Source organism: Desulfofundulus sp. TPOSR (assembly GCF_011393055.1).
In the GTDB taxonomy this organism is placed as follows: domain Bacteria; phylum Bacillota; class Desulfotomaculia; order Desulfotomaculales; family Desulfovirgulaceae; genus Desulfofundulus; species Desulfofundulus kuznetsovii.
Genome location: NZ_JAAOEF010000001.1, coordinates 695,297 through 709,532, shown reverse-complemented (window position 1 = coordinate 709,532; position 14,236 = coordinate 695,297). Strand labels below are relative to the sequence as shown.

Sequence of the window (14,236 nt, the reverse complement as noted above, 5' to 3'; positions counted from 1 at the left end):
ACAGGCAAATTTAGGAGGGTAAAGGTTTTACTGGAGTAACAAAAATGATTAGTTTATTGATAGGATTAGCAGCTGGTTTCTTTGGGGGACTTGTGGGTCTCGGCGGCGGGGTGATCATGATCCCCCTTATGGTGGGCATCCTGAAGATGGGGCAGCATAAGGCCCACGGTACGAGCCTTGTAGCACTCGTTTTCACCGGAATTTCGGGGGCTGTCACCTATGCCTTAAATGGTTCGGTGGATATATTTGCCTCCAGCCTTTTGGCTTCCACTGCCATATTTACCGCCAGGGCAGGAGCGCGCTATGCCAATGCCCTTCCCGAATGGAAGCTCAAAAGGTCCTTTGGCGGGTTTTTAATCCTGGTCTCCCTGCTCTTGCTTTTAAAACCTTACCTGCCCCACGTATCGCTGCATACCACAGGCTGGTTAGAAATGTTTATTCTCTTATTAACAGGTATTTTTACCGGCTTCCTCTCCGGGATGATGGGGGTCGGCGGGGGAACGATAATGGTGCCTTCCATGGTGCTGTTAATTGGCTTCACCCAGTATACCGCGCAGGGTTGTTCCCTCCTCGCCATGGTTCCTGTAGGAATAGCCGGCGCTTATACCCACTGGTGTTTGGGGAATGTCAGCGCAAGCATCCTGCCGGGATTAATCCCGGGTATCCTAATAGGCACATATCTGGGTGGCTCCCTTGCCCATGTCCTGTCCGAAGGAGCTTTGCGTATCATATTCTCCGCCGTTTTGATCTGGACTGGTGTTAGATATTTGAGAACACCGAAGCCGCAGGCTGAAGAGAGGTTTAATTACAGCTGAACAGGGGGAAGGAGCGGGTAACCTCTCCTTCCCATTCATTTCAGCAATTCTGATATCGCTTAGTAGTCTAAGTTTTAACTTAGAGGCTTTTTTAAGACCTGGCTATTTTAATTTTAACCACTCCGTAAAGTTGATTCATAGGGGAAAGGAGCTGCGAAGGTGAAAATACTTTACCTGGACTGCTTCAGCGGGATCAGCGGCGACATGATGCTGGGTGCGTTAATAGACGCCGGCGTTCCCCTGGCGGCTGTACAAAGCCAGCTGGATCTTTTAGGCCTGGAAGGCTATTCCCTGAAAATTTATCAAGATAAAACCCACGGTTTTCAGGGCACCAGGTTCATGGTGGAAATGGAACAATATCACCACCCTCACCGGACCTGGGAAGATATCAGACGCATCATTGAGGGTAGCGGACTGCACCCGCAAGTCAAACGTTGTGCCCTGGACATTTTTGAAAAGTTGGCCCGGGCGGAAGGCAAGGTTCACGGGGTTGAGCCCCTTCATGTTCACTTTCACGAGGTCGGGGCAATCGACTCAATAGTGGACATCGTGGGAACGTCAATCGCCTTACGAGAAGCGGGCGTGGAAAAAGTTTATTGTTCTCCTCTACCCACCGGATACGGAACTGTCCAAACTCACCACGGCGTGCTTCCCGTTCCGGCACCGGCCACCGCCGAACTTCTCAAGGGTTTCCCCATTCGCCCCGTGGAGGTGGAAGGAGAACTCGTTACCCCAACGGGAGCTGCCATTGTAGCTGCTCTGGCCAGAGGTTTTGGGCCCCTGCCGGCAATGAAAATTGCCCAAATAGGATACGGGCTGGGAGCTAACGATTATGGGATTCCCAATTTTTTGCGGGTTTTTATCGGCGAGGAAATTGAACGGCAGCCAGCATCGGAACAGGAGATCTCCATCCTGCAAACCAACATTGACGACTTAAATCCGGAAATACTAGCTTATGTGACGGAAAAGCTGCTGGCATCAGGGGCCCTGGATGTCTGGCTGACCCCTGTCATTATGAAAAAGGGCCGCCCGGGTAATTTATTGACTGCACTTTGCCTGCCGGAGAAAGAAGAGGAATTGATGCAACTTATCTTTGCTGAAACCAGCACCCTGGGCGTACGGAGGCGCCGGGAAAAACGTTTTTGTTTGCCCCGGAAACATATTAGTGTAGAAACGGAATTTGGGACGGTGCGCGTGAAAGTTGCCACCTGCCGCGGTGATTCGGGCTGGCAAATGAGCCCGGAATACGAAGATTGCCGCCGCCTCGCCCTGGAAAAGAATGTCCCTTTAAAAAATGTATATATATGTGCCATTGAGGCAGCCCGGGAGGCTTTGTGTAGATTTGGGGAGTGATTGCAATGCACAATGATTTAACTTAGAAGAATCAGCGAAAGTTCCTTGGCGGTGGTTACCACCAGTTTTTATATTACCGGAATGCTTCGGAACAATTTGACAGGTCAATCACTAACTTGATTTCGACAATTTTTTGTGATAACGTAAATATGGTGATTAATTGGCACAAGCTTCCTATCTTAGCTTGCACAGAGCCATAGAACGGGGGTTTATCAGGCAGTACAACCTCATTACCACCATATCGGAAAACACCAGAAGCTTCGCGGTCCTGATAAACAGCGGCAACCGGGTGAGCCATATGAACCGTGCGGTTGCCGGCCTGTTCTTCGGTTTGGACAGCTCCGGCGCGGACTACCATCAGAGGAAATAGAGAAGTCCCTTTCGCAGTCCCGATTAAAGGCAAAGCCATTGAAAAATGGCGGCGCAAAGCTATAGGGGCTAAGGCGAACAACGCTATGCCAGCCAGCTGCCGGGTTAAGGTGCAAATGTGTGTATTCTGAGCAGGACCCGCCCTAACCGGCTGGGTCCTTAATTATTATGCTGGAGAAATTGTTATTCATCTCTCCATATTAGTTTACTTCACAGGAAAGAGAAAGTATGAACGACTACAAAATTAACTGGAAAGAAAACTTCGGTGTCTTCGCACATTTAAGTAACCGTATTGCCGCAAAGCGACAGAACAAATGTGCGTATTATCTTCTAGTGATGGCATCATAATCCACCCGCATAAAATAAACTTTTTTCCTCCCTCCCCTGATTGTCCACAAAACAAGGGACCTCCTGCCTCTTTTATTCCGCCTGGAAATTCCCAATTCATTCAAAGCAGGTTAGCCTAAAACACCAAAGTTCTTTGCAGCCATAAGGAAGGTTAACAGGAGGTGAACAGGAGGTCCCATGTTATCTCCCGCCATACAGCCCATTCTTACTATAGCCCGCCCGTTTTTCCCCGACAGTGCCCTGGAGGAACTCCTCCGAACCATCCCGGAATGCACGGACGAATACCAGCCCCCGGACGTTTCCAAAGATCAGCATACGCGGATCATCCTGGTTAAAGTTCTGGACAGGCTCTTCGGCCTATTAGTAGATCGCGTTTTGGAAGTAAACACGTACCGTGAAAAAGAACTGGAGACGCCCGAGGTGGTGGGCGTTAACGGCAACATTCTGGGGGCATCGTCAAGAGGCCGGGCACGATGTGGCTTATCATCAATCTGAGTTCCATTGCTTGAACTTAATACGAGGGGGATCTTGAAATGAGAATGTCCATTGGGATGAAAATCGGCGGCGGTTTCGTATTGCTGCTTCTTTTCATGGCTGCCGTGGCAATCCAATCGTCGCTCATAATGGGGAATACGATCTCGAATGCCGCCAATGTCGATCAGCAGGTGGTACGCCTCAGTCTTGACTATCAGATTGTCGACGCCTACAAGGAAGCATCAAGAGACCTGCGGGCTTACCTCCTCTATGGTGACGAGAAATACTTAAACGAATACAAAAAGGATATCGAGAACACGCAGACCCTGCTGGAGAAACGACTCAACAACTGTTCTGCCCAGGCCCGGCCCAAACTGGAGGAAGTGCTCGCCAAGGTCACTGAATACGACCGTCAGCTTACCAGCAATGCAATTCCTCTGGCCAAGGAAGGCAAGTTCCAGGAAGCAGTTGCCGCAACACAAAGCTTCGCTTCGTATGCCGACGACGCTGAAAAGATTCTGGTCGAACTGATTATGGAAAATGAGCAAAAGACCGGGGACGTCGTGGATAACATGCAGGCCAATGCCGCCCACGGCCGCTCTCTGGTCATCCTTGTGGGCGTTTTTGCTCTGGTCGTCGGGCTCCTCATAGCAGTGTTTATAACTCGCATGATCACCCGTCCGATCCTGGCCACTGTTCGCGAAGCGGGCCGTATCGCTGAAGGCGACCTCACGGGCGAGGAACTGGTGGTGCGCACCCGGGACGAGGTTGCTCGTTTAGCCGAGGCTTTCAACCGCATGCGCACAAACTTGCGTGAGATCATCGGCCAGGTAGTTCAAACGTCCAAGCAGGTGGCCGACTCGGCCTCCCAGCTCGCCACCCAGGCCGAGCAGACCGCCGCCGGGGCGAACGAAACGGCCGCCACCATGAGCGAAATGGCCTCGACCGTCGAACAGGTAACCGAAAATGTGCAGAAGGTTTCAGCGGCGGCCGAACAGGCTGCGGCCCGGGCCGCCGAAGGTGCCAGGGGTGTCGAGCGGGTTATCGGGCAGATGAAAGCCATTGAGCAGGCAAGCGCCAACGTTTCTTCCGCCATTAATGCTCTCAACCAGACCGCGGGCCAGATTACCCAGATAGTAGATTTGATCACCCAGATCGCCGACCAGACGAACCTGCTGGCCCTGAATGCCGCCATTGAAGCCGCCCGCGCCGGGGAACAGGGCCGCGGCTTCGCCGTCGTCGCCGAGGAAGTCCGCAAGCTGGCCGAGCAGTCGGCCAACGCCGCCAAAGAGATCTACGAGCTGATCAGCACGGTCCAGGACGAGTCCAGGAAGGCGGTCGAAGTCATGGCCGCCGGGGCGGCGGAGGTTACAGAGGGAAGCAAGGTGATCAACGAGGTGGGGGCCAATATCAAGGCCATCAACCTTGCCATCGAGGATGTTGCGCGGCAGGTCCAGGAGGTGGCCGCCGCTGCGGAAGAAATGTCGGCTGGCGTGCAGAATGTTGCCGGGACAACAGAAGAGCAGACGTCGGCAATGGAGGAAGTCTCTGCCTCTACCGAAGAGCTTACCGCGCTGGCTGGCGAACTGGACAGGTTAGCCGCACGCTTCCGCGTGTAGGGTCCCCGACCGCCGGTGGGGATTGAGTAACGCAAAAGCTTTTAGGATCTGAGCAGGGGGCGGCGCTGGTCGCCCCCGTATTTCACCCCGTTACACGGCGACTACCGTAAGGCAATGCGGCTGCAGAAATCCCTGGCGGAGCAAGCCTGATACTTTTTGTAATTTTTCAATTTTTTTGGAGCGGTGAATCGTAACTTCTAATTGGATTCATTACCATCCTTTCCCTCCCCAGCCAACTCCTCAGCCACCTCGAAGGCCATGGCCGGGGTGGGTTGGCGGGCCAGTACGGCCTCTCTAGCCTCCACTGCTGGCTTTACCTTTCTATCCTTAATAAAACCGTATACCAGGGAACCCAGGAGTAAAAACCCCGCGAAGCCCACCGTCGGGAATAGCGTGCCCACCAGATTTGAAAAACCAAATTGCGCCAGGCCGAAAGCAGCCGCTCCCGCCCCTAAAGTAATCCAGCGGTACTTTGCCGTACCCTGTTTGCCCATCCTGGCTACGAAGCCGAAAAGACTGCTAACTGCTGTGGTATAAATTTCGGCGAGAAGCACCATGGTATACCCGATACGGGCCAGGGGTGAAATGGTGCCGGCCACGTAGATCATTGGTATTTCAAAGTTTGCCGCCCGGCCGATATGCGTTAAAATAGAAAGATTGATGGCGGTGGCCCCCGCTCCCAGGCCAATTCCTCCCAGAATGGCGCCTATTTTCAATCTCCGGGCATCGGACATGCTGCCCAGGGGAGCAAGTATGGCCACTGAAAGCACCAGGTTATAGGAGGCATATAAAAGGGCGGTTAAGGGCCAGAAGGGTACCGGTGCTTTCCCCGGATTGGCGTAAACCCGGAGCGTGGAAAGGAGGGCACCCGGGTCCGTGGCGATGGTGTAAATAGCCACCCCAAAAACTGCGGCCAGAAGAAGCGGCACTACGAAACTGATGGAAGTAACCACTCCGGCAATCCCGGTAAGTACCGTGACAAGGGAAATAACGATCATTGCAAGGCTTCCCCAAAGAAAGGGCAACCCCAATTGTTCCGTAAAAATTGCCCCGGCTCCCGCGCCCATGGTCACCAGGCCGCCAAACAGGAAAAGGGTAATTACCCAATCTACGGCCGTACCTATCCATTTCCCGCCGGCATAACGCACAAGGGGCAGGTGGGAATCCGCGTGAAGCCTCCTCCCCAGGTCCAAAATCAGGTAACCAAAAAAAGCCAAAAGAATGGTCGTCAATACCAGTCCCAGTATTCCGGGCAGGCCAAAGTAACCGAAAAACTGCAGTACTTCCTGGCCGGAAGCAAAACCTGCCCCCACCACTGTTCCTATGTAAGTTGCGGCGATTGTAAAAACGGAAAGCTGCTTTTTCCTGGTCATATCCTTATTTTTAAATAAATGGCCGGGGTTTAAACGCTTAAAGATAGTTTCCCCACAACATTACGGGAAAGGCTGGTTGTATACCGGTTTTTAGCCGCACATATACTAGAACGGAAAGGACGGTGAAATTGATGACCGATATCTCCATCGGGACGGCCCGGCATATAGATCTCATTAAGTTCCGGTTGGGGCGGGAAATGAAAAATTTAGAAAAAGAGGGGTTAAAAGTAAGTTTGAAAGAAAGCTCGGCCGGCAGGTTTAACTTTGTATCCTGTCAGGTAATGCCCGGTGGAGGGCAAAGGGGAGACATTCAGGCCATTTTTCGCCACCATATCGCCCGCTCTCTCTCCGATTTAATTTTGGGCCAGTGGCAACAGTTGCTGCTCAAAGACATGATCAGGGAGAACTATTATTATTTTAACGAGGAGGAGCGGCAAAACATTTTCAAGTATGCCCTTGGTCACCTGGGTTACGGCAAGGGCGGTCAAAAAGCGGTTTACCAGCGCCTGTTTAAGAATAAGGTTATGGATAGGATTTTAGATTTTTTGCGGCAAAACAACCAGATCATCGTAGAGGGCTTTATCCGTTTCCGGCTGAAGGATTACGTGGAAGAATTGGAGCAGGCCGTGGAAAGGGCAGTGGACGACTTCCTGATGGAGAGGGAGTATCAGGAATTTATCCAGCTGCTTAAATATTTTGTGGAAATTCAGGAATCCCGTGTGGAACTGGTGCATGTGCTCAGGCTGCCCGGTGGGGCGTTTAGACTTTTAGACGATCAAAAACAGGTTCTCAGGGTAGACTACCTGGAAAATTTGTTTATGGATTTAACCGATAGGGAAATTAATTATGAGGACATGCTGATCAGCACCTTGATTACCCTGGCGCCCAAACATATTGTTATTCACAATAAGGATTCCGGGCAAAAAAATACCGTCATGGAAACGATCAACCTTGTCTTTTGGGGCCGGGTACGGGAATGTACCGGTTGCCCCTTATGTCAAAAAAAATAGTTTGTTGCCCGTTTTTTTTTGTTCTGGTATATTTGTTCTGATGTAGTTTTTTGAGGACCAGAACGAGGTGAGAAGGATTTGCACTGGACGCAGGCCGTGCTGTTGCCGGTAGTAGGGGCGCTGATCGGGTGGCTGACCAACTGGCTGGCGGTACGGCTGATTTTTCGTCCCTACAAACCAGTTCGTGTGCTTGGTTACACCATCCAGGGGGTAGTGCCCAAAAGGCGTGGTGAGCTGGCCAGGGTTATCGGCAAGGTAATTGAGGAGCAACTGCTTCCCAAGGAACGACTCCTCAACTACCTGCGCTCAGAACAATTAAACGAGGACCTGATCTCTTCCGTGAATACGGCAGTCCGTGTCCGGGTGATGGACAGGTTGCCCGGTTTCTTACCCCTGTCCCTGCGGCGAATTATTTCTGATGCCCTGGCTGAACAGATCAGAAGGGAATTGCCACCCCTGGTTGAGGGACTGATAGACCGTTTTGGGGAAAAGCTGAAAGTAGATTTTTGTTTGTCGGAGGTAGTGGAGGATCAGGTTAACAGTTTTTCCCTGGAGCAACTGGAAAAAATCATCACCTCCGTCGCTTCCCGGGAGCTAAAACATATCGAAATTCTGGGAGGATTTTTGGGTTTTATGATTGGCCTTTTGCAGGTGGGCATTTTTTGGTTTTATAGATAGTCACTGTACCAGAAACCTTCTGGGTGCCTTGCGGTTGACATAAGTATAGATTCCCAATATAATAACGAACGAAGCATAAAGCAACGGTGATGAAGGGGAAGAGTAGGCCCTAAAACGCCCATCCCCAGAGAGGGGGTGCCGCGGCTGAAAGCATCCCTGGAGGGTAGGGACTGAAAACCACCCCGGAGCTGCCCTGCCGAACGCCGCCGGGAGCGGTTACTAAGCGGGGCCGGTGAGGTGCCGTTATCGCCTTTAAAGCGGGCGGGCCGGTATATTGCTTTTGTCCGGCTGCCAAGCAGGGTGGAACCGCGGAATTTTTCGTCCCTGAAAAGGGGCGTTTTTTATTTTGGGTCAGAAGTAAGCTGAGGGACATCGGAAGTTAAATTTTAGCGGAAGGGGGACTGCTTGTTATGGTTAAGGTAACCTTAAAAGATGGTTCCGTGCGGGAATACGAACCCGGTACTCCTTTGGTGCGCATAGCACAGGACATCAGCCCCCGCCTGGGCAGGGAAGCCCTGGTGGCGGCGGTGGACGGGCGGCTGGTGGACTTGAGTTACCCTCTACACAGGGATGCCGCCGTTGAGTTCTACACCTTTGAAGATGAGCCGGGGCGGGATGCTTTCCGCCACAGCGCCGCCCACGTCATGGCCCAGGCCGTGAAGCGTCTTTTCCCGGAAGTCAAGCTGGCCATCGGCCCGGCCATTGCCGGGGGGTTTTACTATGACTTTGATGCGGAAAAGCCCTTCACGCCTGCGGACCTGGAGAAAATTGAAAGGGAAATGCAGGCCATTGTGAAGGAAGATCTTCCCTTTAAAAGGGTTGAAGTGTCCCGGGAGGAGGCGCTGGAGCGGTTTTCTGCCGCCGGGGAAAAATACAAGGTGGAGCTTATCAATGAGCTGCCGGAAGATGCGGTGATTTCTTATTACCAGCAGGGGGAATTCGTGGACCTGTGCGCCGGTCCCCACATTCCTTCCACCGGCCGGCTGAAAGCCTTCAAGCTCACTTCCGTGGCCGGGGCTTACTGGCGGGGCGACGAAAGAAACAAGATGCTCCAGCGCATTTACGGCACCGCTTTTCCCAAGAAGTCCCAGCTGGAAGAATACCTCTTCCGGATTGAAGAGGCCAAACGCCGGGACCACCGGAAGCTGGGTGCGGAACTGGACCTGTTCAGCATCCAGGAGGAAGGACCGGGCTTTCCCTTTTTCCATCCCAAGGGCATGGTCCTGCGCAACCAGCTGGAACAATTCTGGCGGGAAGAGCACTACAAGCGGGGCTACCAGGAAATCCGCACGCCGATTATCTTAAACCGGTCCCTGTGGGAAAGGTCGGGGCACTGGGAGCACTACCGGGAAAACATGTACTTCACCCGCATCGATGACGTGGAATACGCCATCAAGCCCATGAACTGCCCGGGCGGCATCCTGGTGTACAAGAGCCGCCTGCACAGCTACCGGGAACTGCCCATACGCCTGGCGGAACTGGGCCTGGTGCACCGCCACGAGCTTTCCGGGGTGCTCCACGGGCTCATGCGGGTGCGCTGCTTTACCCAGGACGACGCCCACATCTTCATGCTGCCCTCCCAGATCCGGGAAGAGATCATCGGGGTCATTGACCTGGTGGATTATTTCTACGGCATCTTTGGTTTCAACTATAAGGTGGAACTTTCCACCCGTCCCGAAAAGTCCATGGGCTCGGACGAAATCTGGGAGATGGCCACCACCGCCTTAGAGGAGGCCTTGAAGGCCAAGGGGATGAAGTATAAAGTAAATGAAGGGGACGGGGCCTTTTACGGGCCGAAGATTGACTTCCACCTGGAGGATTGCCTGGGGCGCACCTGGCAGTGCGGCACCATTCAGCTGGATTTCCTCATGCCCGAGAAGTTTGACCTCACCTATGTGGGCGAGGACGGCCAGAAGCACCGCCCCGTGATGATCCACCGGGTGGTGTTCGGCAGCATTGAACGTTTTATCGGCATCCTGACCGAGCATTTTGCCGGCGCCTTTCCCACCTGGCTGGCCCCGGTCCAGGTCAGGGTTCTGCCCATTGCCGACCGCCATGCCGATTACGCCCGTCAGGTGGTGGAGCGGCTGGAAAAGGAAAACATCAGGGTAGAGCTGGACGCCCGCAATGAAAAGGTGAATTACAAAATCCGCGAGGCCCAGGCACAAAAAATACCCTATATGCTGGTGGTGGGTGACAGGGAGGCCCGGGAAGGCACTGTGGCGGTTCGCCACCGCACCCGGGGCGACGAGGGGACCCAGCCCCTGGAGGAATTTGTCGCCCGCATTCTGGAGGAAATTCGTACTAAAGCTATTGGTTAGGAGATACTGTCGCATAACTACCCGGGGCGGCGGTCGTCCCCCGTCGCTCCGTGCTACGGGCCGGACGAAACATCGGCTTGCCTCGGAGCGAACCTGGCAGCGCTGCATATGCGCCGAAAGTCTTTTTTCCTCAGGGATAGTTATAGCATAAGTAACTCAATCATTCTATCGATACTGTTACCGGCGCGATTCGCGCTGCCGGTTCGCTAACCTCGGCAGCACCGTGTTTCGTATCCGGCCCTCCGCAATGTCGCTCCTTATGGGACGACCGCCGCCTGTTTTGTTTCTGGTTTTGCGACTGTACCTAGGAAAGTATGAAGGGGTGGGTTGTTTTCAGGCCCCTTGACGGGGAACTTGTAACCATGCTATAATTGCAAGGATAAAACTGCCTGTAAGAAGAAGCCATCCGCTTCTCACCCCATGACGCCCTTTGGTAGGCTGTCTCGGGGTTTGTTGTGACATAGGTTCCATTGTTTTAAGCGGGTGGGGTGCGCCCGTTTTTGTTTTTATCAATTCCAGGAGGTGCATAAATATTACCAAAAACTTCCGGGTGAATGAGGAAATTCGGGCCAGGGAAGTAAGGGTCGTTGACCCCTCGGGTAACCAGCTCGGTATCATGCCCGTGCGGGAAGCCCTGCGGCTGGCAGAGGAACGGCAGCTGGATCTGGTGGAAATTGCCCCCCAGGCCAAACCTCCGGTTTGCCGGCTCATGGATTACGGCAAGTATAAGTATGAGCAGAGCAAGCGGGAAAAAGAGGCCAAGAAAAGGCAGCGTATCATAAACATCAAGGAAGTCAAGCTGCGGCCGAGCATCGAGGAACACGACTTTCAGGTCAAGGCCAGGAATGCAGCCCGGTTTTTAAAAGAGGGCGACAAAGTAAAGGCTACCATTATGTTCCGCGGCCGGGAAATTATGCATACCCAGCTCGGGCACCAGCTTTTATTGCGCCTGGCCGAACAGGTTAAGGACTTATCCATTATTGAAAGACAGCCCAAGCTCGAAGGAAAAAATATGGTCATGATCCTGGCCCCGCGGCAGGATATAAAACCGGAAAATAAACAGGAAAGCAAGCAGGAAACTAAACAGGAAATTCAGCAAGAAGTTAATCAGGAATAGAAAGGAGTGCCTTCCTTGCCCAAGATCAAGACACATCGTGGTGCAGCTAAACGGTTCAAAAAGACCGGTACTGGCAAAGTAAAGCGCATGCATGCCTTTCACAGTCACCTGCTGGGTAAAAAAAGTGCCCGGCGCAAGCGCCGGTTGGCTCAGACTGCCCTGGTCAGCGCCGCGGATATGAGGAGGCTTAAGAGGCTGCTTCCCTACTAAGTTCAAGAATTTTCGAGGAGGAGATGACCATGCCACGCGCCAAAAGCAGTGTGGTATCCCGTAAAAGACATAAAAAGATTCTTAAACTGGCCCGGGGGTACCGGGGGGCGAAAAGCAAGCTTTACCGGATAGCCCGGCAGCAGGTCATGAAGTCCCTGGCCTATGCCTACCGCGACCGGCGGGCCAGAAAGCGGGATTTCCGCAGGCTGTGGATAGCCCGCATTAATGCTGCCGCCCGGATGAATGGCATCACTTACAGCCGTTTGATGAACGGCCTGCGTAAGGCCGGGGTGGAAATCAACCGCAAAATGCTGGCCGACCTGGCCGTTAATGATGCCCGGGCTTTCGGGAAGCTGGTGGAAGTGGCCAAATCAAAGGTGGGCTCTTAACTTAATAATCCAGCAGTATTTTTAAATTCCCAACGCAAAAACTAAGCATGGTGGCAACCATGCTCTTAGTTTTTTGTGGACTTTTTACCAGCACTTTTCTATAATATCCTTTGTATAAAATTACTGAGAAGGTCGATCTCTTTGGGCTTCAGGCGTAAAACGGTCCGTATGTATACAAAAAAGGGGTTTCCATTGAAGCTCAGCCCGCCCCAGGTGCTGGTGCTGGGATTCGCCACGTTGATTCTGGCCGGCGCCCTTGTTCTCATGCTGCCGGTATCCAGCCGTTCGGGTCAGGTAACGGATTTTCTCACCGCCCTGTTTACCGCCACCTCGGCGGTGTGCGTCACCGGCCTGGTGGTGGTGGATACGGGCACTTACTGGTCTACCTTCGGGCAGGCGGTGATCCTGGCCCTGATTCAAATTGGCGGGCTCGGGTTCATGAGCATGGCCACCTTCTTTTTTATCCTCATGGGCAGGCGCATCGGCCTCAAAGAGCGCCTGATCATTCAGGAGTCTTTAAACCAGCTGCGGGTGGCGGGAGTGGTCCGGCTGGTACGGGCTGTTCTCCTGTTTACCGTTCTTACCGAAGGTTTTTTTGCTCTAGTATTATCCCTGCGGTTTTACTTTGACTACGGCTTCCCCCGCTGTCTGTGGTTAGGTATTTTTCATGCTGTTTCGGCCTTTAACAACGCCGGTTTTGATCTGATGGGAGATTTCAGAAGCCTTACCGGGTACGTAAGCGATCCGGTAGTCACACTATCCGTGACCACTCTCATTATTTTGGGCGGGCTGGGTTTTTCCACGGTTATGGAACTCTACAACTACCCGCGCACCCGGCGTCTTTCGGTGCACACCAGGCTTGTACTCCGGGTAACGGGAGGGCTCATTCTTTGCGGTGCCCTGCTCTTTGGCCTGCTGGAGTGGGGACATATCCTGCGTGATTTACCCTTATCCGGTAAGATTCTGGCCTCTTATTTTCAGTCCGTTACCCCCCGTACAGCCGGCTTTAACACTGTGGACATTGGGCATTTAAATGCAGCCACCCAGTTTCTCATAATTACATTGATGTTTATAGGGGCCTCTCCCGGTTCCACCGGCGGAGGGATCAAAACCACTACCTTTGCCCTTCTGGGAATCACCCTCTGGTCTTTAAGCGAGGGGAAGGAGGATGTGGAAATTTTCCGCCGGCGCATCCCCCCGTGGCAGGTTTATAAGGCCCTTTCGGTTACCCTGTGGGCCATTCTGCTGGTAAGCACGGTAACCCTGCTTTTATGTGTTACTGAAGGCGGTAATTTCCTGGCCGCTTTATTTGAAACGGTTTCTGCATTTGGTACCGTCGGCCTGAGCATGGGGCTGACCCCGGACCTGACTCCCCTGGGCCGGGTGGCTATTATTTTCACCATGTTTGCCGGCCGCCTGGGTCCCCTGACCCTGGCCTATGCCTTTGCCCAGCGCCGGCGCAAAACTGCTATTCGATATCCCGAAGAAAAAATTATGGTGGGGTAGGGGTGGATTATGAAACAATTTGCCGTTATCGGGCTGGGGCGGTTTGGTTCCAGCGTGGCCAGGACCCTTGCCCGCATGGGTTATGACGTCCTGGCGGTGGACACCAACGAAGAGCGGGTAAATGCCATTACCGACGAGGTTACCTATGCCGTCTGTGTGGATGCCATGGATGAGCAGGCGCTGAAATCCCTGGGCCTGCGCAATTTTGATGTGGTCATCGTGGCCATCGGCCAGGAAGTACAGTCCAGCATTCTGGTTACCGTTATGCTCAAGGAAATGGGTGTTCCCCGGGTGGTGGCCAAGGCAGTTACCGAACTTCACGGCAAAGTGTTACAAAGGGTGGGGGCTGATATGGTGGTCTTCCCCGAGCGGGATATGGGGGTGCGGGTGGCCCACGCCCTGGTCTCCAAAAATATCCTGGACCAGATCAATCTTTCTCCTGATTATAGCATTATTGAGCTTATGGCTCCCCCCGAGTTTGTGGGCAAAACCCTGCAGGAATCGGCCATGCGCAGGGAATACGGTGTTACGGTCCTGGCCATCCGTCGCGGTGAGGAGATTATCATTTCCCCCGGTGCCAGGCAGGTCATTAATGAAGGTGATATCCTGGTGGTCGTGGGGCGCAACGATAAGCTGAGAACCCTCGGGGGCTAA

General features: G+C 53.2%; 13 protein-coding genes, 1 riboswitch and 1 other annotated feature. Of the genes, 12 read left to right on the top strand and 1 reads right to left on the bottom strand.

Features of this window, described 5'->3' with window-relative positions:
* Positions 1–44: 44 nt before the first annotated feature.
* The 4 genes from G7K71_RS03575 (at position 45) to G7K71_RS03560 (ending at position 4,978) form a co-directional block, all read left to right on the top strand.
* The gene (locus G7K71_RS03575; protein WP_207712619.1) at positions 45–815 is read left to right on the top strand and encodes a sulfite exporter TauE/SafE family protein; all 771 of its coding nucleotides are present in this window, start codon (positions 45–47) and stop codon (positions 813–815) included.
* Between the two features lie 159 nt (positions 816–974).
* Positions 975–2,168 carry a nickel pincer cofactor biosynthesis protein LarC gene (larC, locus tag G7K71_RS03570; RefSeq protein WP_166343559.1) on the top strand — a complete coding sequence of 398 codons (1,194 nt, stop codon included), beginning with the start codon at positions 975–977 and terminating at the stop codon, positions 2,166–2,168.
* Positions 2,169–2,556: 388 nt separating this feature from the next.
* Positions 2,557–2,642, top strand: a riboswitch (cyclic di-GMP riboswitch).
* Between the two features lie 420 nt (positions 2,643–3,062).
* A complete protein-coding gene (locus G7K71_RS03565; RefSeq protein WP_166343557.1) occupies positions 3,063–3,380 on the top strand; it encodes a chemotaxis protein CheW in 318 nt (105 codons plus the stop codon).
* Between the two features lie 38 nt (positions 3,381–3,418).
* Positions 3,419–4,978 (top strand): methyl-accepting chemotaxis protein, encoded by a 1,560-nt coding sequence (locus tag G7K71_RS03560; protein ID WP_166343555.1) that lies wholly within the window; start codon positions 3,419–3,421, stop codon positions 4,976–4,978.
* 197 nt (positions 4,979–5,175) lie between these two features.
* On the opposite strand, the gene G7K71_RS03555 is transcribed toward G7K71_RS03560, so the two are convergent.
* Entirely contained in the window at positions 5,176–6,351 is a 1,176-nt protein-coding gene (locus G7K71_RS03555) for a hypothetical protein (protein WP_166343553.1), read from the bottom strand.
* 131 nt (positions 6,352–6,482) lie between these two features.
* On the opposite strand from G7K71_RS03555, the gene ytxC reads away from it, so the two are divergent.
* The 8 genes from ytxC to G7K71_RS03515 all read left to right on the top strand — a co-directional run bounded on the left by ytxC (position 6,483) and on the right by G7K71_RS03515 (position 14,236).
* Positions 6,483–7,361, top strand: a complete 879-nt coding sequence (ytxC, locus tag G7K71_RS03550) for a putative sporulation protein YtxC (protein ID WP_166343551.1) — start codon at positions 6,483–6,485, stop codon at positions 7,359–7,361.
* A gap of 78 nt (positions 7,362–7,439) precedes the next feature.
* Positions 7,440–8,039 carry a DUF445 domain-containing protein gene (locus G7K71_RS03545; protein WP_166343549.1) on the top strand — a complete coding sequence of 200 codons (600 nt, stop codon included), beginning with the start codon at positions 7,440–7,442 and terminating at the stop codon, positions 8,037–8,039.
* An 80-nt stretch (positions 8,040–8,119) separates the two neighbouring features.
* Positions 8,120–8,368: a binding site (T-box leader), on the top strand.
* 81 nt (positions 8,369–8,449) lie between these two features.
* Entirely contained in the window at positions 8,450–10,360 is a 1,911-nt protein-coding gene (gene thrS, locus G7K71_RS03540; RefSeq protein ID WP_166343547.1) for a threonine--tRNA ligase, read from the top strand.
* Positions 10,361–10,910: 550 nt separating this feature from the next.
* Positions 10,911–11,477 carry a translation initiation factor IF-3 gene (gene infC / locus G7K71_RS03535; protein ID WP_313884878.1) on the top strand — a complete coding sequence of 189 codons (567 nt, stop codon included), beginning with the start codon at positions 10,911–10,913 and terminating at the stop codon, positions 11,475–11,477.
* A 15-nt stretch (positions 11,478–11,492) separates the two neighbouring features.
* Positions 11,493–11,687 (top strand): 50S ribosomal protein L35, encoded by a 195-nt coding sequence (gene rpmI / locus G7K71_RS03530; protein ID WP_013821766.1) that lies wholly within the window; start codon positions 11,493–11,495, stop codon positions 11,685–11,687.
* A 29-nt stretch (positions 11,688–11,716) separates the two neighbouring features.
* Positions 11,717–12,076 (top strand): 50S ribosomal protein L20, encoded by a 360-nt coding sequence (gene rplT / locus G7K71_RS03525; RefSeq protein ID WP_166343545.1) that lies wholly within the window; start codon positions 11,717–11,719, stop codon positions 12,074–12,076.
* Between the two features lie 168 nt (positions 12,077–12,244).
* Positions 12,245–13,582: a TrkH family potassium uptake protein gene (locus tag G7K71_RS03520; protein WP_166343543.1), complete on the top strand. Its 1,338-nt coding sequence runs from the start codon at positions 12,245–12,247 to the stop codon at positions 13,580–13,582.
* A gap of 9 nt (positions 13,583–13,591) precedes the next feature.
* Entirely contained in the window at positions 13,592–14,236 is a 645-nt protein-coding gene (locus tag G7K71_RS03515) for a TrkA family potassium uptake protein (RefSeq protein WP_166343541.1), read from the top strand.